Raw genomic sequence first — 26,364 nt, 5'->3', positions numbered from 1 at the left:
CAAGATAGAAGTATAACTTCTGTTGATTAAATCTTGTAAAAGCCTGACGCGATGTCTACGAAGGGCTACGCCTACGCTCCATATTAGAGCCAAAATATGATAACTGTTAAGCTGTTAGATTTAGTACAAAAAGGGAGGAAATTTATGGAGAAGGACTTTCAAGCGAACGCTGAACTTTACAAAAACGCCCTCCTCAACGACGTACTCCCCTTTTGGGAAAAATATTCTCTTGATTGGCAGCAAGGCGGCTATTTCACCTGCCTCGATCGCGAAGGCAAAATTTATGATACAGACAAATTCATTTGGCTGCAAAACCGCCAAGTGTGGACTTTTTCGATGCTTTACAACCAGCTAGAAAAGCGCGAAAACTGGCTAAAAATTGCCAGCAATGGCGCTAATTTTCTTGCCCAACATGGCAGAGATAGCGATGGTAACTGGTACTTTGCCCTCACCCGTGAAGGTAAACCATTAGTTCACCCTTACAACATCTTTTCTGATTGCTTTGCAGCGATGGCATTTAGTCAATATGCACTCGCTGGCGGCGAAGAATGGGCAAAGGATGTAGCAATGCAAGCTTATAACAACGTATTACGCCGCAAAGATAACCCCAAGGGCAAATATAATAAAACTTATCCCGGCACACGCCCGATGAAATCATTGGCTGTACCGATGATTTTAGCCAACCTGACTCTAGAAATGGAATGGTTGCTACCAAAGGAAACACTAGAGAATGTCCTAGCTGAGACAGTCCGCGAAGTGATGACGGATTTTCTCAACCAAGAGCGGGGACTAATGTACGAAAACGTTGCCCCTGACGGTTCCCACATCGATAGTTTTGAGGGAAGGCTGATTAATCCAGGTCACGGTATCGAAGCGATGTGGTTTATCATGGACATCACGCGTCGGAAAAACGACACCAAAACTATTAACCAAGCCGTTGATGTAGTGCTAAATATTCTGAATTTTGCTTGGGATAACGAGTACGGCGGATTGTATTACTTTATGGATGCAAATGGTCATCCCCCACAACAATTGGAATGGGATCAAAAACTGTGGTGGGTTCACCTAGAGTCATTGGTTGCATTAGCGATGGGTTATCGGTTGACAGGGCGTGAGGTGTGTTGGGAATGGTATCAAAAGATGCACGATTACGCCTGGTCACACTTTGCTGATTCCGAGTATGGTGAATGGTTTGGCTATCTGAATCGGCGTGGAGAAATCTTATTGAACCTCAAAGGCGGCAAATGGAAAGGATGTTTTCACGTACCGCGTGCATTGTACCTTTGTTGGCAACAATTTGAAGCATTGCAAAACCTGGGGCGGTAAACAACGCAGTCAGTTTAATCTTTAGGGAAAACGCATCTTATTTTTTATGCTCAAACAATTATTTGATAGCGTAGACTATAGAACCGATCCACTTTAGATAGTCAAGTCATAAGCTAAACCACATCTAGTTTGCATATCTAAAATTTATATAACTCTTGTGGGGTGGGCATCTTGCCCGCCGTAATTATGCAATTTAAATATGGAGTAGCTTACTTTAATGTAATAGTGGCTATCTGCAACAGCAACGTAAAGCTGAATTGTCTCGTCGTGCGATCGCTTATTTTTAAGCTAACCTCACAAAATCGTGTTGTTCCAATGTCTTGTTTGCAAGCTACAGCAGCTATGCCAGTTTAGCGTTTCATACAATTGATACCTTAGCAGAAAATAAATCTCAGTGTAAATAGGCAGAAATAACTTAAAAAGTTTATTAATAAATTTAAATAAATCCTGTAAAACTATAACTAATTCATAATGATCATATAAATATTATTTATATATGTAAATACCTAAAAAATATTGCATTTGAAAAGCTTGATAATTATAAGAATAAAGACTATATAGCGAATAAAATTCCATATATTTACTTACTAAGCTTAGTTTGGGAAAATGAGCCATATAAATACTGAATCAACAGCAAAAAAATTGTCATGGATATCTGCTATCTTCCAAAAGTTAGATTGTCAAGTCTGTGTATATAGATTATTTTTGATTAATCTAATTAATAGTTCTAGCCAGAAACAATATAATTTTCTAGCTCAAGAATTAACAAGTTAACTTTCGTATTTATTTTGGAGAATAACGATTATGTCTATTAACAAAAATGAAAGCTTGAGAATTGAAAACCAAGAAGAATTGTTTGAAGTCTTATCAGATGAATGTTGCGAACAATTGACAGGAGGTAAAAGTTGGTGGAAAAAAGCTATAAAAGTAGTCTCAAAGGCTACAATAAAAACTTTGAATAATGCAGGCAACGGAGTCACTCAGGCTGGAGGCATGACAGCACTTGGACTCTATACAGCAGGTGAGCTAGCTTTAGAAGCAACTGGAATAGTGGGAGAGGGCCAATTAGACGGAAATTAGACTAGCAAAACTCAAACAACTTATCTACCTGATTTCTCAACTCTAACCGAGAAATGCAGTTACTCAAGCTCTGCCTTCTTCAAACAATTAAAGGCAGAGCTTTTTGCTTACTAGACTTCAAGTGCAACTAAAAATTTTAGAAATTATTAAACTTGTCTTCTTTTACTTAACTATGACTAATGTTGATATCTCTTTCGTCCCAAATTCTCATTCCTTTTCCAAGGTAGAAAAAGCAATACCTCAGCCAGAAGAAATTAATCTTAACTCTCTAGCTGCTGCTAGTCCAGAAGACTTTTTACCTCCGATCGGTAAATGGACAACTATTGGCGGCTTGATACTTATAGCTACCTTTGTTGCAGGCGTTACCCTTGCAAGTATCCTCAAATATAAAACTACAGTTAAAGTAGCTGCTACCATTCGTCCTGCTGGAGAACTCCGTCTAGTACAAGCTGCAACGGAAGGGATAATAAAAGATATTTTAGTAAAAGGAAATCAGCAAGTTAAGCAAGGAGATATTATCGCTATACTTGATGGCTCTCGCTTACAAACTAAAAAAAGTCAACTTCTTGGCAATATTCAACAAACTACAGTTCAATCAACTCAAATAACTGCTCAAATTTCTGCTTTATATAGACAAATTCAAGCAGAAACCAAACAAACAAATCGTGCCACATCTGCTGCTCAAGCTGAACTGCAACGCACTCAAACGGATTATCGCAACAGTGAAATTAGCACCAGCACGGAAGTAGAAGAATTAGTAGCTAACTTAAAATTAGTTCAAGATGATTTAGAAACAGCCAAAGCAGAATTAAAGTCGGCTCAAGCGAGTTCACTTGCAACCCAAGCTTCATTCAAGGCAGCGATCGTCAAACGCGATCGCTATAAACCGATAGTCAAATCTGGTGCGCTTTCTCAAGACGCATACGAAGAAGTAACTCTCGCAGTTCAACAACAACAACAAACACTTTTATCCCAATTAGCAATAGTAGAAGCTCACAAGCAAACTGTAGAAAAGCAACAAAGAGCTGTTGAAGCAGCCCAAGCAAGGCTAAAAAAAGCTAAAACTACCCTTAACTCTGCAGCAGGAGTAGCGATCGCTCATGAAAGAATCGCTCAGGAAAAAGCTAGAGGAGAAGCAACTTTATCTCGACTCCAACAAGAAAGAGAACAGCTTATTCAACGACGAACAGAATTAGAAAACCAATTAAACAGCTTCCAAAAAGAACTCAAACAAATAGAAATTGAACTTCAAAATATCATAATTCGTGCTTCTGCCTCTGGCACAATAGCACAACTCAATCTACGAAATATCTCCCAAGTCATTGGTTCTGGACAGATGATTGCCCAAATTGCTCCTAGTGAAGCACCATTGGAAATTAAAGCCGATATTCCTGCTGAGGAAATCAGTAAAATTCGGCTAGGACAAAAAGTATATATGCGCGTATCTGCTTGTCCCTATCCCGACTATGGCTCTTTACAAGGAACAGTGAGCAGCATTTCTCCAGATGCAATAGAACCTCAATCTAATTTAAATTCTTCTAACTCTTCTTTAGGGATGGGGGGAATTTCACAAACAGGTAGTTACAAGGTGAATATTAAACCAGAAAACTATATATTGAAGATTGCAGGAAAAGAATGTGCAATCCAATTAGGAATGGAAGGAAGCGCTGATATTATCTCTCAAGAGGAAACTGTCTTACAATTTATTTTGAGAAAAGCAAGATTAATAGCCAATGTATGATATGTATGCGTTTTCTAATCTGCTGAGGTACAAATTTCTGCGTACCTTTGCGTTTCAAAATATTATCTCTACCTCACGTAACTGAGAATCGCTATAAAAACTTTTACTTCAGAATATTAGGGAGTTAAAAATTTCAAGTGCTGACCGGGTAGCTGACGTAATTCATTGGGAGTTCCAGTCAGCTTTAACTCTCCTGTTTCTAACAGAACAATGAAATCAGCCCGCTCAATTACTCTAGGGCGGTGACTAATCATAATAGTTGTTTGACCCTGACGATCTGCTAATAAATTATCTAAAACTTTAGTTTCTAATGCTGGGTCTAAAGCGCCTGTAGACTCATCTAATATTAGCACTGGTGGATTACTAACAATTGCCCTAGCTATTGCTAATCTTTGCTTCTGTCCTCCAGAAATATTTGCACCAAATTCCCCTAAGACAGTTTGATATTTATCAGGTAAATTGCTAATAAATTCGTCTGCACCAGCTATCTGACAAGCTCTCACGATTTGTTCAAAATTAACTGAAGGATAGGCGAAATGGAAATTTTCGATAATTGAACGACTCCAAAAGTGCGGTTCTTGAGGAATCAATATTATTTGTTGACGGCGACAGTCTAAAGATATATCTTGCTGATTATAATTTCCATAACGAATATTACCAGATTGCAAGTCATATAATCCCGCTAATAACTTAACTAAAGTGCTTTTTCCACAACCTGAGTGTCCGATTAAGGCCGTTACTTTTCCTCCAGGAATGATGAGAGAGAAATCTTTTAATAAATTAACTCTACCTTGATAATGAAAATTTAGGTTATTACAAATAATATCTGTGTCAGCAGTGATTTCCGCCCAAGGTTTTTTACACTCTTTCTCATCCTCTGTTGTAGCATCTAAGACTTCTGTGAGGCGTTGAATTACTACTTGAGCAGTAATAAATTCATTAACTAAGCCGACCACCGAACTCAAAAACCCTAAGAAATTTCCACTCATGCCGTTAAAAGCAAGTAATTGACCTATACTTAGAGTGCGATTAATTACAAAGTAGCTGCCTAACCAAAGTAAACCAATATTTGTCAAACTATTGAATAGAGTTGTAACGGTGGTACTGTAAAACCCTAGCTTCATGGTACTCCACTTAAAATTAGCGAGGCGACCGTAATTAGCTTGATACTCTTCCCAAGCTTGAGGAGTACCTTGGGTAGTCTTAAGTATTTGCATACCGCGAAAAGTTTCTACAAGAAAACCTTGAATTTCTGTATTTAAAATAATAGAAGCACGGGTTTTTTGTCGTAAAGCCGGTAAAAATAGCCAATTAATACCTACAACTATTATAAAGACAAATAAGGAAGCTAAAGAAAGCTGCCAACTATAAAAAATCATGATTCCTAAAGAAATGACAGCGATAAAAAATTGACTGGGTAAACCCAAAACAATTTGAGAAACTAGATTATGAACTCTTTCTATATCATCAATGCGGCTAACAACTTCTCCACTGCGACGGGCCTCAAAATAAGATAAGGGTAAGCGCAGGAGTTTATACCCGTAATCTAGAATTAATCCCAACTCTAGCCTTTGAGCATATTGTCCTACTAAGTGAGATTGAACAATACCAATAGCAGCTTGAAAAATATTTAAGGTAATAACCGCAATGGCTACGGTAGTTAATAGCTGTATATCTCCCCTCACCAAAACATCATCTGTAAGGAGCTGCATCATTAAAGGATAAGCCAGAGAAAGAAGTCCAACTACAATATTTATTGCGATCGCTTCCGCAAGTATTTTGCTATAGGGTAAAACTCTTTTGAGGAAACGTCCAAAGCCGTCTATTTTATCCGACTCCTGTTGATAAAAACGAGTTTCATCTGGAGTTAATAACAGCATGACACCATTCGTCCATCCCTCTAATAACTCTTGATGGTTGAGCTTGCGAATACCTACTGCTGGGTCGACGATAACATATTTCTGATCTTTTTGTGCGTACAATACAACCCAGTGATATCCTTTCCAGTGAATGATGGCAGGTAGAGAAATTCTATCCAAGCGTTCTATTAATTCAGGAGTTGCTCTCACTGGACGGGTATTAAAACCCAAGTTTTCCGCTCCTCGTCTTAAACTAAGCAGAGTAGTACCTTGCTTACCTGTACCTACTAATTCCCGCATTTTGTTGATGCCGAAGGTTCTACCGTAGTGTTGTGCTATGGTTGCAAGGCAAGCAGCACCACAATCTTCTTCACTATGTTGTAAAACCGCTTTCATCACAGAAAATACCCAATTTTTTACTTTATGTTTCCCAATTGGGTTTTAAAATGAACACAAAGCTCCCCCTAATTACCACCGCCATAGGCACGGGAGCAATGCCTGCTTTTGACTCGGACATTATTTCTAAAGCCCAACTGCTACAACAAGCCATCCTGACTTTACAACTGTCTATCCAACAAATTTTCTTGATTTCACCTTCCATTTCCCTTAACCGAGCAGTATTGATTGCTGTGTCCTATTGCATGGTCTATTTAAGATGAAAGTTACTGTAAGTTATTGCAATGCCTGTGGCGGTAAACAAAGCAGCCAGTTTAATCTCTGTTAGTGTACAAGTCAAAGTGGAATCATTGCCATTGGAAGGATGTCTGATGAATGCTGTGACACCTAAGCAATTTACGCTCGCACAATACCATCAATTGATTGAACTCGGATTTCTCACAGAAGGCGATCGTATTGAATTGATTCGAGGGGAACTGATTTAAATGACAGCAAAGGGAACGCCTCATACAGTTTGTAGTTCTATCCTATGCCGTCAATTGGATCGGCTTCTAGGCGACTGATACCTTATGCTTTAAATGATTTAATTAAAGGTATTGCCCAAACAAAAAACTTTTAATATGAGAAAACTGTCTCTGATTCTTCCCTTAGCTATCCTAGCTTTTGGCAGTGTAGTTGTTAAGAGCCAAGAAATCTCCTCACCCAATACTTACACTCAATCTGTTACCCGTGAAGTTTTAGCGAATGGTTATCCTACTCAAGATCAAAAACAGATTCTTGAGCTTGTACGCTATACCATCGCACCAAGAGCAAAACTCCCTACTCATACTCATCCGGGAATGCAGATTGAACGAGTAGAGGCGGGAAGTTTAACTTATACTGTTGTGAAAGGAGAAGCTAAAGTAACGAAAGCTAACGGTGCAGAATTGATTCTTCAAAAAGGGAAAACTATACAGCTTACAGTGGGAGATTCTTTAGTTGAATCTGCCGGAATGGTTCATTATGCAGAAAACCAAACAAACAAGCCGATTATTCTGTTGTCTGCTTCTCTATTTAATGCTAATCAACCAAAAGCTATTTTAACCAATACTGAAAGCAGATGAATTCGATGATAATTGTAGTTTTGATTGAGTTTTATTCCTATACATTTTTTTTAGGCAAAATCTAAGTAGTATTGAGTAGATATAGCGTTTCCTAGTCTGTTGAGGTACAAATCTCTGCGTACCTCTGCGCTTTACTTAGCGTCCCTTTGCGTTTCAAAATATTATCTGTACCTCACGTAACTGGTAATCACTATAGTAAGTCAAATTTTAGAAAAATACTTTCCCTAATGCTTGTTGCTAACTTAAGTAATCTTACAGTGGGGCAGTAACAAACAGCAAAGCTATAAAAGCAACAAAGCTTTGGAGTCACGAGCAAATGACAAGTCGAGAATCGCCAGATTCTAATCAAGAAATCCTGTTAGAAAGGTATCAAGTGCAACAGGAATTAGGCAAAAAAGCTGGACGACGGACGCTGCTAGCTCGTGACTTACAAACTCTAGAATTAGTAGTAGTCAAAATACTGTCCTTTGGTAATGAGTTTGAATGGAACGACCTCAAACTGTTTGAGCGAGAAGCTGAAACTCTCAAAGCACTTTCTCACCCAGCCATTCCCCGTTACCTTGACTACTTTGAGCTAGATTTACCTAACAGCAGAGGATTTGCACTCGTACAAAGTTATATCCCAGCCCAATCTCTAGAAGCGCAACTCAAAGCAGGGCGTAGTTTTAGTGAAGAAGAAGTCAAAGAACTAGCAAAAGCCATTCTAGAAATTCTCAAATATCTGCATGGTCGTCAACCGCCCGTAATTCATCGTGACATCAAACCAAGTAATATTTTATTAACAAATCGCTCTGGTAATAGTGTGGGTGAAGTCTACTTAGTAGATTTTGGTTCAGTGCAAACCATCGCCAGAACAAGCAGCACTATGACAGTTGTGGGAAGTTACGGCTATATGCCACCAGAACAATTTAATAGTAAAGCTACTCGTGCTTCTGACCTTTACAGTTTAGGAGCAACTTTAATTCATTTAGTAACAGGTCAGCATCCAGGCGATTTACCACAAACAGACCTACAAATTGAATTTGAACAAGCTGCTAATATTAGTTTTGGTTTTAGCAGTTGGTTAAGGCGGATGACAGAACCTATTATGAGTAAACGCTTGGCTTCCACTGAAGATGCTATGCGAATCTTAGAGGATAATCAGAGTCAGCTTAGGGGCACGGCAATTAATTCAATTCCTAAAAAACCTCATGGTAGTAAAATTTTGTTGAATAAGAATGCTAATTTTATAGATATTATCATTCCAGGGGCAGGATTATTATCTATTCAAACACTTACATTTATAATTCTCTACTTTTTTATACTTTTTATAATGAGTATTCCGCTATTAAGTGGTGATTGGAGTAGTTTATTAAGAGGTATTTTATTCATTTCCCCTGTAGCTTTTATTCTGATTTGTATATGTGTATTTGGGCGAAAGCGACTTTACATAAATCGACAGCAGATTTATTTGATTTATAAAATATTTCAGCTTGAACGTCACAATCCGCTTCCAAGTTCTAGACAAGAGATTTTACGGTTAGATATAAACAAAAGTGAGTACAATAGATATCGTTTGACAATATGGGCAGGTATTAAAAAATATGTAATTTCCAGTAATGAACTCGATATTTTTACTGTAACTCTTTTGGAACTTGACTGGCTAGCTCATGAACTCAGCGATTGGCTAAGCTTACCAATTACAAAAAAGTAAACTTTGTAGAGTAATCTGGTTATTTTTATTGTTCAGTGTCTTCATTATTAATCACAAACTAAATTCGGCTGCGCCATCCTCATCCACATCTGCATCCTTACCCATAGCAGTAGGTTTAAATTTAGAGCCATGAATTAATTCACCAAACACAATTCCTGGATTTTGGTGAAGAATATTCAGCACACTCATAAAATCTCGCACAATTTCCCCTGGTGTCAGTAATGCTTCTGCACCCAAGCGACTAATAATTTCTTGCACAAACTCCTTCAACTCACGATTTGTCAAAGTCTGTTCATAGCCAAAATTTACTGCATGAATCTCGGCTAAACGTTGCAAAAGCATCAATATTTCTGCTTCACTCAACGGATTTAGCCGAATTACTGCCCCTAAATGTTCTTGAACATTAGCTTGTGCAACAAAACGACTTTCTTTGGTGCGTCTTTGCCAAGCTTGGTCTGCAAAAAGTCCTCGTTTGGGGTCTTCTAAAAATTTAGTTGTTCCACCAACAACAATACCAAGATGTTCTGCTTTACATTGCATGGTATCGTTAAACATTGCCAGGAGTCGATTATAATTTTTTTCCCGCGTAACTGTAGTAGATATTTGATATAAATGTACAGCTTCATCAACTAAAATTAACAGTCCTTTATAACCAATCTCAGCTACAAATTTAGCAAACAGTTTTATATAGTCATACCAGCTATCATCATCAATAATAACGCGCACTCCTAAAGCAGCCTTCGCCTCAACCTTAGTAGTAAATTCTCCCCGCAACCAGCGCATCGCCGCATTTTTTAAATTATCATCATCCATTCGATAGCCACGCCAATAAGCGATAATTACGCTACCAAAATCAAAACCGTGAACTAAGTCTTCAATATACTGAACCACTTCCCTAATTTTCGATTCAACTTGGTCATCAAAACCATCGTCATTTGGACGCATTTCAGTTTCTTTAACCACTTCTTGTTGAATTTTATTAATCCATCCTTCCAAAATAGAGACTAAAGCACCACCATCAGGACGAGTTTTTGTAGCTAGGTGGCTCATTAATTCTCGATAGGTGGCTACACCTTCATTGTTGCTTCCAGCTAATCGCCGTTCAGGGGATAAATCAGCATCAGCTACTACAAAACCTTGCTCCATCGCACGGTTGCGAATTAGTTGCAGTAAAAAACTTTTACCGGAACCGTAGTTACCAATTATGAACCGAAATGCTGCTACACCTTCTGCAATATCATCGAGATTTTGTAATAGGCTTTTTAGTTCTTTTTCTCGCCCTACTGCTATATATTCAACTCCCACTCTTGGTACTACCCCCGCACCAAGGGAATTGATTAAAGCAGTGGATATTTTTTTCGAGATTTTGAGCTTTGCCATGTATTACACTTCACTTTATTCTAAACGCAGAAGCACGCGGTAAGTAGGTAAGGTGTATCATCTTACTACTAAATCTTACGACGGCAATAACAATTTAATTTGACGAAGTATGTCTGGTCATGAGGCCTTCATACATCGCAATCATTTTTTTGACATCTGTTATGTACTCCTGATAAACTTTTGGTCTTTCAGAATCAGAATTGATTATTAATTCGCCAATAGTATCATTTGCACGTTCATTTATAGAATCAATTAATAAATTTGGCATAGTGATGTTTGCTTCAGCAATTGTTTTAATAGCACTATTAGGATTATCTTGTTCAACTATAGCTTTTAATACTTGTAACTCATGTCCTGGGAGATTTACTAGAAAATTAGTCCATTCTTCGGAGATATTTTCCAATGTCTCAACTTCCGAATTTTTAATTACATTTGAAGGTTCAATTATTTCGGAAAATGGAAACAACTCAATATCATCTTCTTGGGAATTATCCAACAAAGGCTCTGGATTTAAGGTTTCTACTTGTTGTAGTAATTCCCATACTTGATTTTGTAATGAGTCTCGTTCTTCTTGCAATAATGAAACTTGGCCTTGTAATTGCTGTAATTCGGCTTTGTGTTCTGCGAGTTGGGTTTGTGAATAATTAAGAATAGCTTGGATATTTTCTCTTTCGGTTTTCGTTGCTACCAGCAATTGATTATTTTGGGTTGTCTCAACTTCTAGCTCTTGAATTGCAATTCGCAGTTCGTATAATTTTTCTTCTAATTGGGGTTTGAGTCTGCCTAAAAGAGTTAAATTACTTTCAATTTCTTGTTTCTCGTGTTGTAGCTCGGAAATTTGACTTTGCAACTGAGCGATTTCAGCGCGAGATACATTACAATTTGACTCTAAACGCCGCTTTTCTGCGGTGAGAATAGAAAAAGCATTGTTCAATTCAGTTTGATTATTCTGCAAATTATTAATTTCAATTTGCAGGCTATTAACTTCTGTTTCTAATTGCTTCTTTTGTCCAGCAAATGTTCTTAATTCTCGATGTAAACTATCTCTTTGGCTACGGCTTTCTATGACTTGATTTTGCAACTGTTGTGATTCAGCATATAGTAAATTATGATGTTCTTCAATTTGATTGATTTCTCTGACAACACGAGCCTTTAATTCCTCCATATCTTTAATTCGCTTGCGGAGCGAACCTAAAACAAACATTTCATAATTTCTGCGCCTCTTGTCTATGAATAATGCTGTTGTATGGATAGTAACGGCAGTAATTACACCTGTGAGAAAGGCTTTATTAAAATCCCAGCTTGGGACAAGGCTAAGACCAAAACTCACACTAAAGGCAACTATCACTAGTATAAATCTATTGCCGATCGTTACTGATTGCATATTGCTGGTTTTTAGCGTAGTTAAATTATCTAAATAAGTAGCTCTCATAGTAATTTATAATTCGTAATGACGCTCTCTACGAGACGCTAAAAGCGTAGCTTGCTTCTCTGAAAGAGTACGTGGACTTGCTACCGCTACACTAGCGTAATTCGTAATTAAACAACACATATACATAAAATACTTAATGTAAGTGGTTTATAATTTATTGTTCTGTTTGTTATTCAAGATATTTTTCCCAGATTTGGGATCGTAATTGTTATGAAATCTTTCATTTTAGTTAATATTGCATAACATTGTTCTGGAAGTTACAAAAAAGTGCAATCATTAATGAAATAATTTTATTGTTAAGTGTTGGATATATTTTTATTTGCATGAAAAATTGTTAAATCTGCTTTTAAAAAATCAACAAACTGCCGTGCTGTGCGTCCAGAACGACCATTATGACGAGTTGCCCATTGTAATGCCTGAAATTCTAAATCTTCTTGGGTAATATTAATTTCAGCTTGTGCCACGAGATGTTGTACAATTTTTAAATAAGTTTTCTGATTAGCTGGTTCAAAAGTTAAGGTTAAACCAAAGCGATCGCTAAACGAAAGCTTCTCCTGCATCGTATCCCAGGCATGGATTTCCTCGTTATCCTTGGGGGTAGGTCTATCCACAAAATACTCCCGAATCAAGTGGCGGCGATTGGAAGTAGCATACACAACTACATTTTGAGGCCGCGCCGTTAAATTACCTTCTAAAACTACCTTGAGGGCTTTAAAGGCATCATCATCTTCTTCAAATGAAAGGTCATCGACAAAGATAATAAATTTTTGTGACACACCCCGTAAATGTTCCACGATTTCTGGTAAGTCTTTTAAATCGGATTTTGCCACTTCCAACAAGCGGAGGCTGCGTTGGGCTTTGCCCTTGCCGGAGGCATCGCTATATTCATTCAACAAAGATTTCACTAAAGAAGATTTGCCAGAACCGCGACTACCGTAAAGTAATACATGCAGTGCCATCTCTCCTGATAATAAAAACTCTGTATTTTTCAGCAAAGCATCTTTTTGAGATTCGTAACCGACAAGCGCACTCAGTTTAACCGGGTCAGAATATCTAATACCGATAAACTGCCCAGATTGCCATCGTAAAGCGCGATATTCTGCAAATAAACCAGAGCCACATTGCCGATAATAAGCTGCTAACTCTTCTACAGCATCACCCCAATTATCTAACTCTTGTAGATATGTAATGAATTTTGTCTCTACTCCTACCAATTCTTGCTCTTTATACCACACTACTGGTGAAATCGGCATGTGAGCTACGTTTTGTACCCACTCGCTCAAAGAAGCGCTGCTACACTCATAGAGGCTTTGCAACACTTGTAAATCATGCTGAACTGCTGTTATTAAAGCTGGAGGCAAATCTTCAAATTCTTGCACTCCCGCCAGCCTTGTAAAAGGATTCTCACAAAAGAGAATTTGAGTAATTAAATAGTCTTCCCAGTTTTGATTTCTAGCAGCCAAAGCGTAAAAGTAATTGCCGTAAGCTTGGAGACAACCCCGTGCATCGGTGTCAGTGTAACGTATAGCTTGCAAAAGTTCCAGAAATGCTATCCCGACTTCGCCTTGCAGAACAGATTGGTACAGTAAAAGTGAGGCTGCTTGGCGCTGGAGATATTGAATCTTTGTATATGAAGAAGTACTTGCCATTGGCATCGCTTGATTATCCATAAATCAACTGTGTGGTATAGCTAGATAGCTATGGTAAATTGTCTGCTGACCCTGGCAGTAAAGTCAAAGTCTACATAGGTTTTAACAATGAATTTAAGTATAATTGCTGCTTTTGCCTACGGTATATTAGCGATTGTTGGTGGGGTTATTGGCTACATTCAAGCTACAAGTAAGGTTTCACTCTTAAGCGGTACCATTAGCGGTTTATTACTAATACTTGCCGCTTACTTTCAACTCCAAGGACAAACTTGGGGTGCGATTTTAGCAGTGTTAGTTACTGCTGTTTTAGTAGTTTTCTTTGCATTGAGACTGGCAAAAACACGCAAGTTTATGCCTGCGGGATTAATGACAATTTTGGGTATGTTGGCATTGGCGGTGATGGTGAATCAATTTGTGGCTTTAAGGTAGCATTAGTCTCTCAGCAATAACCACCCTCCTGTTTTTTTGGTGTGGCATGAGTTTCTCTGCTTTGAATTATATTAGTACGTTTATATTACTGTGACTTGTTACCTTTGCCTAATAACTTCTAGGATTCTCAATGAGTTATAGTGATTTCTGTCTAAATAAACGTGAATTCGACGGCTTATATAGTGTCTGCAAAATTCGCTCAATCAATAAAGACCTCTCCCTGATTTTACTACGCAAAATCGTCCCTCTCCGAGTCGGAGAGGGACAGCCTTGAACTAAAGTTCAAGGCAGGGAGAGGTTTATCGAATTCACGTTAAATAAGGTAAACGGGTAGAGGCGCACAGTACCTTTATCAAGGTGAGTCAAATTGTTGGCAAATATAGCTGAGTGCTGAGTCAAAACCCAGTTGTTTCAAAACTTTGAGCAATCAATACTGTCTTAATCTGTGTGACTACGGCTCTAATTGCTCTTATGACTGTTTTTTTGGGCATTACTGGTTTAAAAAATCACTTTTTAACCACATAGAAACAGAGAGTAGAAAGAAAAGTAAAAATTTTCTCGGCGTTGCAGTTCTGAAAGACTACTGTCGAATTGCCTTTCCACATCTTCTATAGTTTAGTTTTTTAAACGTAGAGGGACGCAAAGGAAAATTTATCATTTTAGTAGTTCGGCACCTCCTCGTTGTGGTGGCTGTGGGGTAGTTGATGTCGTCGGACTGGGTGCGGTATTGGAATTAGGAGATAGGGTATTTTGGGAAGCAGGATTAAATATATTGACTAAGACTTGTACTAAAGCATCTCGTTGGCTGCGCGTGAGACTTTTGATAGCTTTGCGATCGCCTTCTATCGGATTTTCTCGTAGTGCATCATTTCCTGGATAGGTAGTATCATACATAATTTCGTTCACACCCAGGTAATCAGCTAAAGTCAGCTTCCAATCTAAGCGATAAATAGGGGCCCGCCCTTTGGTATAAATGTGATATCTAATTAGGCGATTTGCTAAGGTGTTGTTTTCGGCAACTTTCCCATTTTCTTTACTGATATACTTATTTTCCCATGGAAAATCTGGCAACTGTTGATACACCAGCTGCCAAACATCGCTAGGCGTGATTCTCTGAGCAGAAGCAGGTTGGATACTAAATAAATTTCTATCTATTGATTTATCCGCTCCTGAACCTAAAACAATTACACTCACTAGTATTAAGGTAAGCAGTAGTGGTGTTAGCGGCAGCGGGGCGTTTCGCTTGTACTGAGTTGTGAGTTTTGAGAAAATTGATTTAAATAGAAATTTTTTCTTTTTCATAAAACAATATTTTGGGCGTTGCTGAGTGGAAAGATGAATTTGCCTGATTCAGAATTCAGCACTCAGCACTCAATCTTATAGTTCGCCGATAATTTCTGGTTGAGTCAATTCATCGGACATTTCGATTATTGCCCTTAGCACCGGCTTCATCATTGCATCTTCGTTAGTTTCAAAGTCTTCGTAACGCCGACGTTTAGCACGATTTGCTACCTGAACCGTAATGCGGTATCGATTTGAGGCTGCACTAATCAGATCCTCAGCACGGTGCATAATCTGAGATTGAGTTGTCTCGAACTTAGAACGCTTTAGCATAATCAGTGGTTCTTGGGGTCATTCTCCAGTGTAACAGTACTAAATCAGTCTACTGCTGTCTGTTAAATCGCCAGCAACCTCTCTATTGATAGAGGCTAAGATATTTTAGTCACTTTATAAGTAACTTGTAGTATTAAATAACGCACCCTCATGGCTGACCTTGTGGAAACTGCGATCGCAGCGGGTAATTTCAATACCCTAATAAAGGCTGCTAAAGCTGTAAATTTCATCGAAACTTTGAAAAGCCCTGGTTCTTTCACGCTGTTTGCACCAACTGACGAAGCTTTTGCTAATCTGCCAGAGGGAACTTTAGACTCGCTACTACAAGATATCCCCAAGCTTCAGAAAATTGTGGCGTATCATATCGCTAGTGGGGATGTCAGGTCTGATGATTTGGTACAGATTAACGAGGCAGAGACGCTTGAAGGGTCAATTGTCGCCATTGAATCTGCCGACGGTAAATTTAAAGTAAATAACACCAATGTCCTCAAAACAGATATTCTGGCAGACAATGGCGTGATCCATATTATTGATGCGGTGTTGGTGCCTGCAATGGTGGCGGGGAAGTAATGTATTGGGGTATTGGGGCATGGGGCATGGGGCATTGGGCATTGGGCATTGATTATTCTCCTTGTCGCCCTCATCCCCCAGTCCCCAATCACCAATCCCCAGTTCCTAGCCCCCAGTCCCCAGAATGCACCCACTGCGTGCAGGAACAGTCAATGACAACTGCTGAGTTTCTCCTTTACTATTCCACTCAACTTCAGCAGTGCCATATAAAGGCTTGTTGGGTTGAGTACGCAAAGTAGCGACATCTGCATTCGCTGTTGCCGAACTTGTGCCAGCGTTGATGACAATTATCAATTCCTCTGTTCCCAAAGTTCGCGCAAAGATATAAAGTTCTCCTTGAGCATAGAGAACTTGGTAATCACCAGTACGTAAGGCTGGGTAAGTGTGGCGGAGGGCAATTAACTGGCGGTGAGTATTGAAAATTTCTTGATTCCAGTTACTCTCTAAAGGAAAACCACGGCGTGAGTCGGGGTCTATAGCACCAGGTAAACCAACTTCATCACCATAGTAGATGCTGGGCGCACCGGGAAAGGTGAGTAACAATAGAGTTGACAATTCTATACTGGCTATATCGCCGCCTGCAATGGTCATCAATCGGGCTGTATCGTGACTTGCAAGCAAATTGAGTTGAGTTAGCTGAATTTCCCAAGGGTAAAGTTGCAGTACTTCTTGGATTTTGGTGGCGTACTCGGCAGCAAATAAGGGTGGGTAGGGTTGATAGTCGCGGCTTTGGACTTGTTCTAAGACTACGCGATCGCCTGCTGCAAAGGCAATTGTTGGCCCAGCAAATAGATAATTCATCACGCCGTCAAATTGCGTTCCATCCAACCACTCGCGGGAATCTCCCCAGACTTCGCCCACAATATAAGCTTCGGGATTGATGGCTTTGACGCGATCGCGAAATTCCTGCCAAAAACCAGGAGTTTTAATTTCAAATGGTACATCCAATCGCCAACCATCGATGCCGAATTTAATCCAATATTCGGCAATTTCCATAATGTATTCTCGTACTTCTGGATTACCGTGGTTAAATTCTGGCAAGGCGCGATTTCCCGCCCAACCCACGTAGTTGGCAGGAAACTCGCCATTGTAAGCTGAAAGCGGCCAGCCTTCAATTTTGAACCAATTTACCCAAGGTGAATGGGGGCCATTCTCTAAAACGTCGTGGAAAAAGAAAAAGCCCCGGCTAGAATGGTTAAATACCCCATCCAGAACGACTTTGATATTCCGTTGATGGGCTGCATCGAGCAATTCTTTAAAAGCTTCGTTGCCCCCTAACATCGGGTCAACTTGGTAATAATCGTGGGTATGATAGCGGTGATTGCTGGCGGATTGAAAAATCGGTGTGAAATAAATCGCGTTAATCCCCAAATTCTGGATGTAATCTAAACCCTCCATAATGCCCCATAAATCGCCGCCTTTATAGCCCTGGAGGGTTGGCATAGAGTCCCAATCTTCCCAACGGGCCTCTTGCAATAACCGTTTGCGTGGCTGTTTGCTTCTGGCAAAACGATCTGGGAAAATTTGGTAGAAAACAGCGTGCTTCACCCAGTCTGGTGTTTGAATTTGCATGAATAACTCTTTGTACGTTCAGAAGCGATCGTTGCAAATATTAGCTTCTTTATGGCTCTTACTTATGATAGAGAATCTGTGATTTCTCAGTATTCATTAGTGATTTAGCCTTTTTCATGCTGTTTTATACGCAAATGTTATCAGTCTTAACTATTTTGACTACAATTTATTTTAGTTTTTAACAGTTCATATACACAGACTCCTCACTGATTGCATTCTGAGCCTTAAATCTTCTTTAATAAATTTATTTATTACTTAATTCTTCTTAATTTTATTTTCTTCACTTTGTCCGTAATGATTTAGGCAGATGATGGATTAGTTTAATAGTTTCATAAAAATTACTGTTACCTCAGATTTTGGGAATTATTAAATGCAACCGAGCGAAGATGTCTCAGGAACCACAGAAAATCACTATGAGGGATACGCAATTCCAGAATATGAGTTATGAATTAGCAATTGTCTTAGGAATAACTCTTACCTCCTAAGCTTATTTGATGTTATCTATAAAATAAATAGATAACTATAGTCGCATCAAATAATCAAAGCAAAAAAACTACATAGACTGTGTTAATCCGAGAGCGACTTATCCTGCTATAACCACTACTTTGTTGACGGCAACTCAATTTAATTTAAGGTAAAAATGAGACACGAAAAACTTTCTCCTGGACTACTTTTGGCATATCAAGACTATCAAAATGAAGGAGATCGAGCTTTAGTTACACACAAGCGATCACTTGGCATCATTGCCCACAAAAGCCCGGTTAAGCCCACTAAGAGCGTCGTTTTTATCTACTGCGACCCTGATGCAGACTTAAGTTATTTATCACAATATAATATTGAAGTCAATCAAAACTCCGGGAGTGTGCGGACAGCTTTCTTACCCATAGATAGTTTAGATGTCTTATCTGAAGAAGATGTGATTGTGCGGATTAAGCCATCACGCAAACTTCATTTAAGGATGGACACTGCAATGGAAACAGTCAAACTGCCGGAATTTAAGAATCAAACCGGATTGACTGGTAAAGGAGTAATCATCGGCATTATAGACAGTGGCATCGATCCGAAACACCCCGCCTTTGCTGGACGAATTTTACACATTTGGGATCAAACACTCCCAGGGCCAGGAGTCACAGAGGGCGGCTATGGGGCTGAATTTACGGGAGCGCAACTGACAGTTTCTCAGGATACTGGCGGTCATGGTACTCACGTCGCTGGCATTGCCGCTGGTGTCGATACTTGTTATAGCGGTGTCGCACCAGAAGCGGAATTAGTTGTCGTCAGGTCAGATTTACAAGATGCCCACATTGCAGATGGTGTGCGTTACATTTTTCGAGTTGCTAGAGAGTTGGGACGCCCAGCAGTGGTGAATCTCAGCTTGGGCGGACACGCTGATGCTCATGATGGTAGCGATTCCTTATCCAAAGTTATTGATGCTGAAACTGGCCCTGGAAGAATAGTTTGCTGTGCAGCCGGTAACGAAGGAAATGACAACATTCATGGACAAGCGACCATACCCAGTGGACGCACTCGTGGTATGCGTTTCAATGTTCCTTTGAATCAAGTAGGTATCGTTTGGTTAAACGCTTGGTATGCCAAAGACAGCGAATTAGAAGTATCTGTGCGGAGTCCGAACGGTTTTGTTACTCCCTTCCAAAAAATCATTACTGAAGGTAATGCTGCCCAAGATTACCAATTACCAGATGCACGGGTGCAATTAGCGACACCAGCACCAGACCAAGCCAACGGCGACCATAATTTCTTTGTGCAAATACGCGGTATTGACCCCTCGCCAGTCATGGGAGGTATTTGGCAGTTGCGAGTCCGCAACACTTCTTCAACTGACACATGTTTAAATGTGTGGACACTAGATGATAGTTCATCAGTATTTTTCACTGGTAAAAGTGTGAAAGATGCGTTAAAAATTGGTTCGCCAGGAGCCGCCAGCAGTGCAATTACAGTTGCCGCCTATACTACTAAAACCAAGTACACAGATATTGATGGCCAAGTGCGAGAAATGGGCTTAGAATTGGATACTATTTCGGAATTTAGTAGTGAAGGGCCTCTACGCAATGATGGGCAGAAGCCCGATGTAGCAGCACCAGGAGCGATGATTGTTTCCACACTTTCTGCCGATGCTAATTTTGACCGCTCATCGATGATTAATTCCAAGTTTGTGGTGCAGGCTGGTACGAGTATGGCGACACCGTTTGTAAGTGGGTTAGTGGCACTGCTGTTGCAGCGAGATCCTAAACTCGATGCGGCTGCTGTCAAAGACTTGCTACGTAAAAATAGTGCCATTCCTGGCAAACCCGCAGGCACATTTGATGATAAATGGGGTTATGGAGTAATTAACGCAGCTAATCTGTAATTAGACTGAGAATGATGGATATTATTTCTGTACAAGGATAGGCGATAAAAACTTATAACTTTGATAGGTTAGGGTAGGCAATAATTGCTTACCCTTTTTACCGAGGAATTGCTGATGAATTATCAGAAACTAGATGCCGCCCTTGCTACAGCGCTGAATGATGTTCAAAATTCAGAAGAAACGAGTTTGGGCGTTTTCATCCATACTGAACCAATTTTAAACTCTACTGCAACTGCTGTTTTAGAAAGCTTTGGTGTCAGTGGTGTTAGCAGTGGCAAAGATATTTTCACAGCAACACTTTCACCAAAAGCCATTTCCCAGTTATCAGAGCAACCTTGGGTGAAGTATTTGAAGCGATCGCAGCAATTAAGTTTGCTTAATAGAAAAATAAATATAGGCAAGTTGGGTGTTTAATTGGTATTGCCTACCTTTTGTAGAGATAATTTTTTGCTGTTACTGTGAATCAGGTTTTGGTTTTTCTGGAAACTTACACTTCACTTGAATTTCCAAATTACTTTCAGCAGAGCCTTCGGTAATATAAGGAATATAGTGTCCGTATTGTAAGGCACAAATTGACAGCACTTTTTGGTGTGCGATCGCCAGAGCTTTTATGCTCTAATTATGAGTAAACAGCAGCAAGACTGAGTATTATTAAGTTTCTTAAGCGCAACGGCAATTGCTTGGTCTTGTGTCAATGTGGGGCAAGGAAGTCCTTCAGAAGGCAGAAACATTAGACTGCTAGTAGACCAAGTTACTCAGCAAGAAATCCTCTATATTGGCAACTGGATTACAAACTCTGTTCCTTGCCCAAGCGTAGAATTTACCTCAATGCTTCCACCATGTTTTTCAATGATAATTTGAAGTGCGATCGCTAATCCTAAACCCGTTCCTTTACCAACAGGTTTGGTAGTAAATAAGTGGTCAAAAATTTTCTGCTTAACTTCTGGGGTCATTCCTATCCCATTATCTTTAATTCGTATCAACACACTCTTCTGGTCTTCGTTTAGCTTGGTACTTAGAGTAATTCGATTAGGATTTAGCTTAATCTCATCTATACTGCGCCCTATATTTGACTCTTCCAAAGCATCAATAGCATTAGCAAGCAGGTTCATAAATACCTGACTAAGTTGGCCAGGAAAACACCGGACTAACGGGATGTCATCATAATTTTTCACTACTTCAATCGCCGGACGAATATGTGAGGCTTTCAGACGGTGTTTGAGAATCAAAATTGTACTTTCGATAACTTCATAGAGATTGCAAAAAATTGTTGTTTGGGTATCTCCTCTAGAAAAAGTACGCAAACTTATGCTTACATCATAAATACGGTTTATCCCTTCTTGCATCGAAGTAATTAGTTTAGGTAAATCTTCACGCACATACTCCAAGTCTACTTCTTCAACTGTTTCTGTAATTTCTGCTACAGGTTGGGGATAGTAATGTTGATATAAGCTAATTAATTTTAACAAGTCTTTTACATATTCACTTGCAGGTTTTAAGTTACCAATAATAAAACCAATAGGATTATTAATTTCATGTGCTATCCCTGATACTAAATTACCTAAAGTAGACATTTTTTCACTCTGCACAAGATGCAATTGCATTTGCTTGAGTTCAGACAGGGAAAATTCTAATTGTTTAGCATAGTCTTGAGCTTGCTGATAAAGTCGAGAATTTTCTAAAGAAATAGCAGCTTGGGATGTGATTAAATTCAATATATTGACACGTTCTGATGTAAATGCACCTGCAATCAGTTTATTTTCTAAGTACAAAATACCAATAAATTTACCCTGATAGAAAATAGGACTGCACAATATTGATTTTGGCTGATGGCGTTGGATATAAACATTTGATTGATAAAAAGTCTGATAAATCGCATCATTTATCACCAAAGTTTCTTGGGTTCTAGCAACGTAGTTAACTATTGAAATCGGAATATCTTGGCTTGCTTTAATCGGAGTTGATTGCAGAATAATAGAGAAATTTTCTGTAGTATTGATTGCTTCTATAAATAATTCGTTATCTTTAACTAAAATCAGACAAGCCTTTTGAGCAGCAGCATTTTCAAGAATTATATTTAAAAGAGTACTTAGCAATTTATCTAAAACTATCTCGCTGCTAATGGCTTGTGAAGCCTTTATTACCGTAGCTAAATCCAAGACACCATTGCTGTTACTTGTAGTTTGGGAGTAATTTATTTTTGTTGTAGCAATAGTTCTAGTTACATCTATTTCTAATTGTTTAATATTTTGATTACGAATTATAAAATTAGTATAGCGTTCATCCAAGTCTTGTACTTTCGCTATAGCTCCCCAATTGATATAACCATAATAAGCTTCAGTCATGTACATTTTGGCAATTTTTTCTTTACCTAAACCGATATAAAACTTTGCTGCTAGTTCATTTCCCAAAGCCTCTTCTTGGATATAACCATTTTTTTTAGCTCCAGCAATAGCACAGTCATATAAATCTATTGCCACTTGTAATTTACCCAATACTCTGGCTTTCTCTGCTTCCACTAGTTCATATTTGTGCTGGAAGTTACATGGTGCTTGTTTTGCCCATTTTTTCATTTGCTGCTGATTCGCTACTACCTGTTTTAAGTATTGCTTTTTCTTCAAAGGTAAAGCTTGTTCAGAAAATGATATGAGAGCCAAAGAATAATAAAAATTATTAACAGTATAAATTAATAATCCAACGTTATCGGCATGAGTCTCTTCAGCAATAATTGCATTTTCAATTGCTAGTTCATATTCTTCAAATAAATAACATAATATAGTTTTAGAACCATAGTAAAAACCTTTAAAAGAGTAATTTTTAGTTATTTCAGATGCCATTGTCATTTCATCAAAAGCCTCGCCAATTAAAGCAGTTTTCATCAATGACTTTGCCTGTAAATTTAAAGTCGCTTGTCTAAAAACACTTGTAGCTGCTGCTAGAGATTCAAGCCTTAACTTCTGCATCAACTCGACATAGCTCAATATTTTTTTATCTACCAACTCTAAGTTTTCCCCAGAAAGCAAAGAATGATAGCCTGCAATTACAGCACAATAGCCAGCATTTTCTATATTTCCTAATTCTAATCCACTCTGCATCCCTTCTAAGAGTGGTGCTATTGTGTCTTTAATATGCTCTTTATAAAACCTAATTGTGCCATTATGTACAAAGTAAACTGTGGCTTTGAGTGAGTTATTATTCGTGTTTGAAAGTAACTCTATTGCTAGCTTTCCTAATTTATATCCTGTTTCAACTTGGTTAAATTTATCAGATAGAATAGTACCATAAGCAGCATAAGCATAAGCCGAAACAGGTGATTTACCGTATTTTACAGATAATCTGACCATAGCAAATACAGCTAATACAAAAAGGAAAGATCCTGCCTGACTAGCAGCTGGAACAATTTGCAATAATATTTGCATAGCTGCTAGTTTATAGGGATCAGACATTTCAGGTAACAAAGTTAAGTCTTCTATCGGTTTACCTATTAGTGTTAGTTTTGTCTTAATTAAAGCTGACAAAACATTTAATTTTGTAGGTTTATTGGGTAATATTACTCCTAGCTCTTTAAGAGCTTTTACACCAATTTTTAGGACTTCTAGCATCTGATTGTGTGCCATGTAAATTAGCATTTTTATTTCATGCAACTTAACCTTATCTAAGGTACTATTTGCTTGACTCAGTGCAATATTTACTAATGTATGAGCATTTTCAAAATGACCATTTAAATACTCTGCTTCTGTAGCCTCAATATATAAATTTAATGTTAGATCATAAAATTGATTCCAACTATCTACTGTTAACAGTTCTAAACCTATATTTAAATACCTACCAGAAGACTCGTAAGCAGTGGCTGCTTTGGCTTTTTTACCAGCTAGAAGATTAAGTTTTGCCAGATTATATTTTTCAGATTGTTGAGTCAATAAGTCCAAACCCACATTCAGCTGGTTCACAATATCTAAAATATTTTCTGTCAACGATTCAGCAGGTGTCTGTTGGAGTAATAACTGACCTATTTTTAAATGAGTTCCTTGTTTATTATTTTCTGGAATCAGTGAATAAGCAGCTTGCTGAATGCGATCGTGCAAAAATTTATAACTAATCTGTTTAGAATCAAAATTTAGTTTAACAGATTCTTCTTGTTCAAAAGCTAAGGGAATACGATAAGCATCACTTAAAGGCAAAATTAACCCACATTGTAATGCAGAATAAAGTTCACTAGCCGTACTTGTAATGGATTTTGCGCTGACGATAGAAAGTATATCTAGAGAAAATCTATTGCCAATACAAGCTGCTAGTTTTAATATTTCTTGTGTGGCTTGTGGGAGGTTTTTAATTCTGCTGGCAATCAGTTCTACTATACTCTTATCAGTAATACCAATTGCTTGAATTTTTTCTATATCCCACTCCCATAAAGTAGTTTCAAAGTTAAATTTTAATAAATTATCTTGATAAAGTACCAGCAGTAGCTGTATTAAAAAAAATGGATTCCCTCCTGTTTTATTGTAGAGTAAATCTACTAATGATTTTATAGGATCTGGATTTTGATGTAATGTATCAGCGATTAAGTAATTAAAGTCTTCAATAGCAAGAGCTTGTAAAATAATATTATTAACAACAGTGCCCTTTTGATTTATTTCTTCTATTATTCCCATTAAGGGATGTGTAATGCTAACTTCATTATCTCGATAGGCTCCAATCAACAGTAAATATTTAGTATTATGGTCAGTAATTAGCAGTTTTATTAACTTTAAAGTAGCTGAATCTGCCCATTGCAAGTCATCTAAAAAGATAACCAAGGGGTGTTCTTTTTTGGCGAAGATGTGGATAAATTCACTAAAAACACGATTGAAGCGGTTTTGTGATTCTACCGCACTCAGTTGAACTACTTCTGGTTGTTTACCTATAATTAATTCAACTTCAGGAATTACATCAATGATGACTTGTCCATGTGATTTAACGGTGGCTAAGATTTCCCTACGCCATGTTTCAAGTTTAATAGCATTTTCTGTAAGCAGCTGCCGCATTAATGAACTCAAAGCTTGAATCAGCGATGCATAGGGAATATTGCGTTGGAATTGGTCAAACTTACCACTAATAAAAAAGCCTTTGGCGCGAGTAATGGGTTTATTGACTTCATTTACTACAGAAGATTTACCAATTCCTGAATAGCCAGAAACTAATATAAGTTCACGGCTTCCTTGGCTGACTCGCTCAAAAGCCTCTAAGAGTGAGTTAACTTGAGTTTCTCTGCCATAAAGCTTTTGAGGGATGAGCAACTGACTCAAAACATCTAAACGACCAGGTATGAAATCAATGATTTCACCTGTTGCTTCTAACTGCTCTTGACAGATTTCCAAATCTGCCAAGAGTCCTTTAGCTGTTTGGTAACGATCTTCAGCATTTTTCGCCATCAGTTTATTGACAATAGACGAAATGGCAGTCGGTATTTCTGGGTTTAATGTTTCGATCTCCGTAGGTTGTTTAGCAATATGACAGTAAACTAACTCTAATGGGTCATAACTTTGAAAAGGTAATTGCCCGGTAAGTATTTCATAGAAGGTAACTCCAAGAGAATAAAAGTCACTCCGATAGTCAAGAGTACGGTTCATTCTCCCGGTTTGTTCCGGTGATATATAAACTAAGGTACCTTCTAGTTGATTAGGGTTAGCTAGTTGCGTTGTTTCTTTATCGAGGCGTGAGGCAATACTAAAGTCGGTAAGCTTTACAACTCCAGTTTTTGGATTGATGATAATGTTGGCAGGTTTAATATCTTTATGAATGATCTGGCAAGTATGTACAGATACTAAAGCTTGTGCCAGTTGAATTGCAATCCGAATAAAACTCTTTAACTCTTGTTTGCCTGTAATCAGTAGTTGTTTAAGGGAATATCCATCAAAGTCTTCAAATACGATCGCTAAACGATTTTCGTGGGTTTCGAGTCTTAATACTTTGACAACAGCTTCTAAATCCAGGTTTTCTGTAATTTTGTATTCATGCTTCAGACGAGCGATCGCATCTATGGAGGGATAATCTGTTTTAAGAATTTTCAGAATTACAGATTGTTTGTCAAGTTGTGATGTAGCGCGATAAATAATTGTATCATCTCCCTCATGGAGCATTTCTTTGAGATCGTACCCTGAAATTGACCCAGA

18 protein-coding genes and 1 pseudogene are annotated in these 26,364 nt (G+C 38.4%); 11 read left to right on the top strand and 8 right to left on the bottom strand.

Annotated elements, in window-relative coordinates:
* Window positions 1-144: 144 nt before the first annotated feature.
* The 3 genes from RMY32_RS14550 (at window position 145) to RMY32_RS14540 (ending at window position 4,147) form a co-directional block, all read left to right on the top strand.
* Window positions 145-1,326 carry an AGE family epimerase/isomerase gene (locus RMY32_RS14550; RefSeq protein WP_322709140.1) on the top strand — a complete coding sequence of 394 codons (1,182 nt, stop codon included), beginning with the start codon at window positions 145-147 and terminating at the stop codon, window positions 1,324-1,326.
* A gap of 804 nt (window positions 1,327-2,130) precedes the next feature.
* Window positions 2,131-2,406 carry a hypothetical protein gene (locus RMY32_RS14545; RefSeq protein ID WP_322709139.1) on the top strand — a complete coding sequence of 92 codons (276 nt, stop codon included), beginning with the start codon at window positions 2,131-2,133 and terminating at the stop codon, window positions 2,404-2,406.
* Between the two features lie 103 nt (window positions 2,407-2,509).
* A complete protein-coding gene (locus RMY32_RS14540; protein WP_409883031.1) occupies window positions 2,510-4,147 on the top strand; it encodes an HlyD family efflux transporter periplasmic adaptor subunit in 1,638 nt (545 codons plus the stop codon).
* A gap of 116 nt (window positions 4,148-4,263) precedes the next feature.
* On the opposite strand, the gene RMY32_RS14535 is transcribed toward RMY32_RS14540, so the two are convergent.
* Window positions 4,264-6,402 (bottom strand): peptidase domain-containing ABC transporter, encoded by a 2,139-nt coding sequence (locus tag RMY32_RS14535; protein ID WP_322709178.1) that lies wholly within the window; start codon window positions 6,400-6,402, stop codon window positions 4,264-4,266.
* 50 nt (window positions 6,403-6,452) lie between these two features.
* Between RMY32_RS14535 and RMY32_RS14530 the strand changes: the two genes are divergently transcribed.
* The 4 genes and pseudogenes from RMY32_RS14530 to RMY32_RS14515 all read left to right on the top strand — a co-directional run bounded on the left by RMY32_RS14530 (window position 6,453) and on the right by RMY32_RS14515 (window position 9,198).
* Window positions 6,453-6,665, top strand: a complete 213-nt coding sequence (locus tag RMY32_RS14530) for a hypothetical protein (RefSeq protein WP_322709137.1) — start codon at window positions 6,453-6,455, stop codon at window positions 6,663-6,665.
* 108 nt (window positions 6,666-6,773) lie between these two features.
* Window positions 6,774-6,962: pseudogene (locus tag RMY32_RS14525) on the top strand (Uma2 family endonuclease); the annotation flags it as partial.
* A 60-nt stretch (window positions 6,963-7,022) separates the two neighbouring features.
* Complete coding sequence (locus RMY32_RS14520; RefSeq protein ID WP_322709136.1) at window positions 7,023-7,505, top strand: cupin domain-containing protein; 483 nt, start codon at window positions 7,023-7,025, stop codon at window positions 7,503-7,505.
* A 316-nt stretch (window positions 7,506-7,821) separates the two neighbouring features.
* A complete protein-coding gene (locus RMY32_RS14515) occupies window positions 7,822-9,198 on the top strand; it encodes a serine/threonine-protein kinase (protein WP_322709135.1) in 1,377 nt (458 codons plus the stop codon).
* Window positions 9,199-9,249: 51 nt separating this feature from the next.
* On the opposite strand, the gene RMY32_RS14510 is transcribed toward RMY32_RS14515, so the two are convergent.
* The 3 genes from RMY32_RS14510 to RMY32_RS14500 form a co-directional block, all read right to left on the bottom strand.
* Complete coding sequence (locus RMY32_RS14510; protein WP_322709134.1) at window positions 9,250-10,578, bottom strand: ATP-binding protein; 1,329 nt, start codon at window positions 10,576-10,578, stop codon at window positions 9,250-9,252.
* Between the two features lie 94 nt (window positions 10,579-10,672).
* A complete protein-coding gene (locus RMY32_RS14505) occupies window positions 10,673-12,010 on the bottom strand; it encodes a tellurite resistance TerB C-terminal domain-containing protein (protein ID WP_322709133.1) in 1,338 nt (445 codons plus the stop codon).
* A gap of 296 nt (window positions 12,011-12,306) precedes the next feature.
* The gene (locus RMY32_RS14500; protein ID WP_322709132.1) at window positions 12,307-13,680 is read right to left on the bottom strand and encodes an ATP-binding protein; all 1,374 of its coding nucleotides are present in this window, start codon (window positions 13,678-13,680) and stop codon (window positions 12,307-12,309) included.
* Window positions 13,681-13,767: 87 nt separating this feature from the next.
* On the opposite strand from RMY32_RS14500, the gene RMY32_RS14495 reads away from it, so the two are divergent.
* The gene (locus RMY32_RS14495; protein ID WP_322709131.1) at window positions 13,768-14,088 is read left to right on the top strand and encodes a TMEM14 family protein; all 321 of its coding nucleotides are present in this window, start codon (window positions 13,768-13,770) and stop codon (window positions 14,086-14,088) included.
* A 654-nt stretch (window positions 14,089-14,742) separates the two neighbouring features.
* Here the strand turns inward: RMY32_RS14495 and RMY32_RS14490 are convergent.
* The gene (locus RMY32_RS14490) at window positions 14,743-15,390 is read right to left on the bottom strand and encodes a hypothetical protein (RefSeq protein ID WP_322709130.1); all 648 of its coding nucleotides are present in this window, start codon (window positions 15,388-15,390) and stop codon (window positions 14,743-14,745) included.
* Window positions 15,391-15,465: 75 nt separating this feature from the next.
* On the bottom strand, window positions 15,466-15,702 hold the full coding sequence (locus RMY32_RS14485) for a DNA-directed RNA polymerase subunit omega (protein ID WP_322697759.1): 237 nt from the start codon (window positions 15,700-15,702) through the stop codon (window positions 15,466-15,468).
* Window positions 15,703-15,852: 150 nt separating this feature from the next.
* Here RMY32_RS14485 and RMY32_RS14480 point away from each other — a divergent pair, with 150 nt between their 5' ends.
* Window positions 15,853-16,272, top strand: coding sequence for a fasciclin domain-containing protein (locus tag RMY32_RS14480; protein WP_322709129.1), 420 nt, complete (start codon window positions 15,853-15,855; stop codon window positions 16,270-16,272).
* 105 nt (window positions 16,273-16,377) lie between these two features.
* Here RMY32_RS14480 and RMY32_RS14475 read toward each other — a convergent pair whose 3' ends face one another.
* Window positions 16,378-17,844 carry a glycoside hydrolase family 13 protein gene (locus RMY32_RS14475; RefSeq protein ID WP_322709128.1) on the bottom strand — a complete coding sequence of 489 codons (1,467 nt, stop codon included), beginning with the start codon at window positions 17,842-17,844 and terminating at the stop codon, window positions 16,378-16,380.
* 640 nt (window positions 17,845-18,484) lie between these two features.
* Here RMY32_RS14475 and RMY32_RS14470 point away from each other — a divergent pair.
* Window positions 18,485-20,212 carry a S8 family peptidase gene (locus RMY32_RS14470; protein WP_322709127.1) on the top strand — a complete coding sequence of 576 codons (1,728 nt, stop codon included), beginning with the start codon at window positions 18,485-18,487 and terminating at the stop codon, window positions 20,210-20,212.
* A gap of 114 nt (window positions 20,213-20,326) precedes the next feature.
* On the top strand, window positions 20,327-20,626 hold the full coding sequence (locus RMY32_RS14465; RefSeq protein ID WP_322709126.1) for a hypothetical protein: 300 nt from the start codon (window positions 20,327-20,329) through the stop codon (window positions 20,624-20,626).
* A gap of 356 nt (window positions 20,627-20,982) precedes the next feature.
* Here the strand turns inward: RMY32_RS14465 and RMY32_RS14460 are convergent, their stop codons facing one another.
* Window positions 20,983-26,331 carry an AAA family ATPase gene (locus RMY32_RS14460; RefSeq protein ID WP_409883057.1) on the bottom strand — a complete coding sequence of 1,783 codons (5,349 nt, stop codon included), beginning with the start codon at window positions 26,329-26,331 and terminating at the stop codon, window positions 20,983-20,985.
* Window positions 26,332-26,364: the final 33 nt, after the last annotated feature.

Origin of the sequence: Nostoc sp. ChiSLP03a (genome assembly GCF_034531215.2) — a bacterium.
In the GTDB taxonomy this organism is placed as follows: domain Bacteria; phylum Cyanobacteriota; class Cyanobacteriia; order Cyanobacteriales; family Nostocaceae; genus Nostoc.
This window is presented reverse-complemented; position numbering and strand designations above follow the sequence as displayed.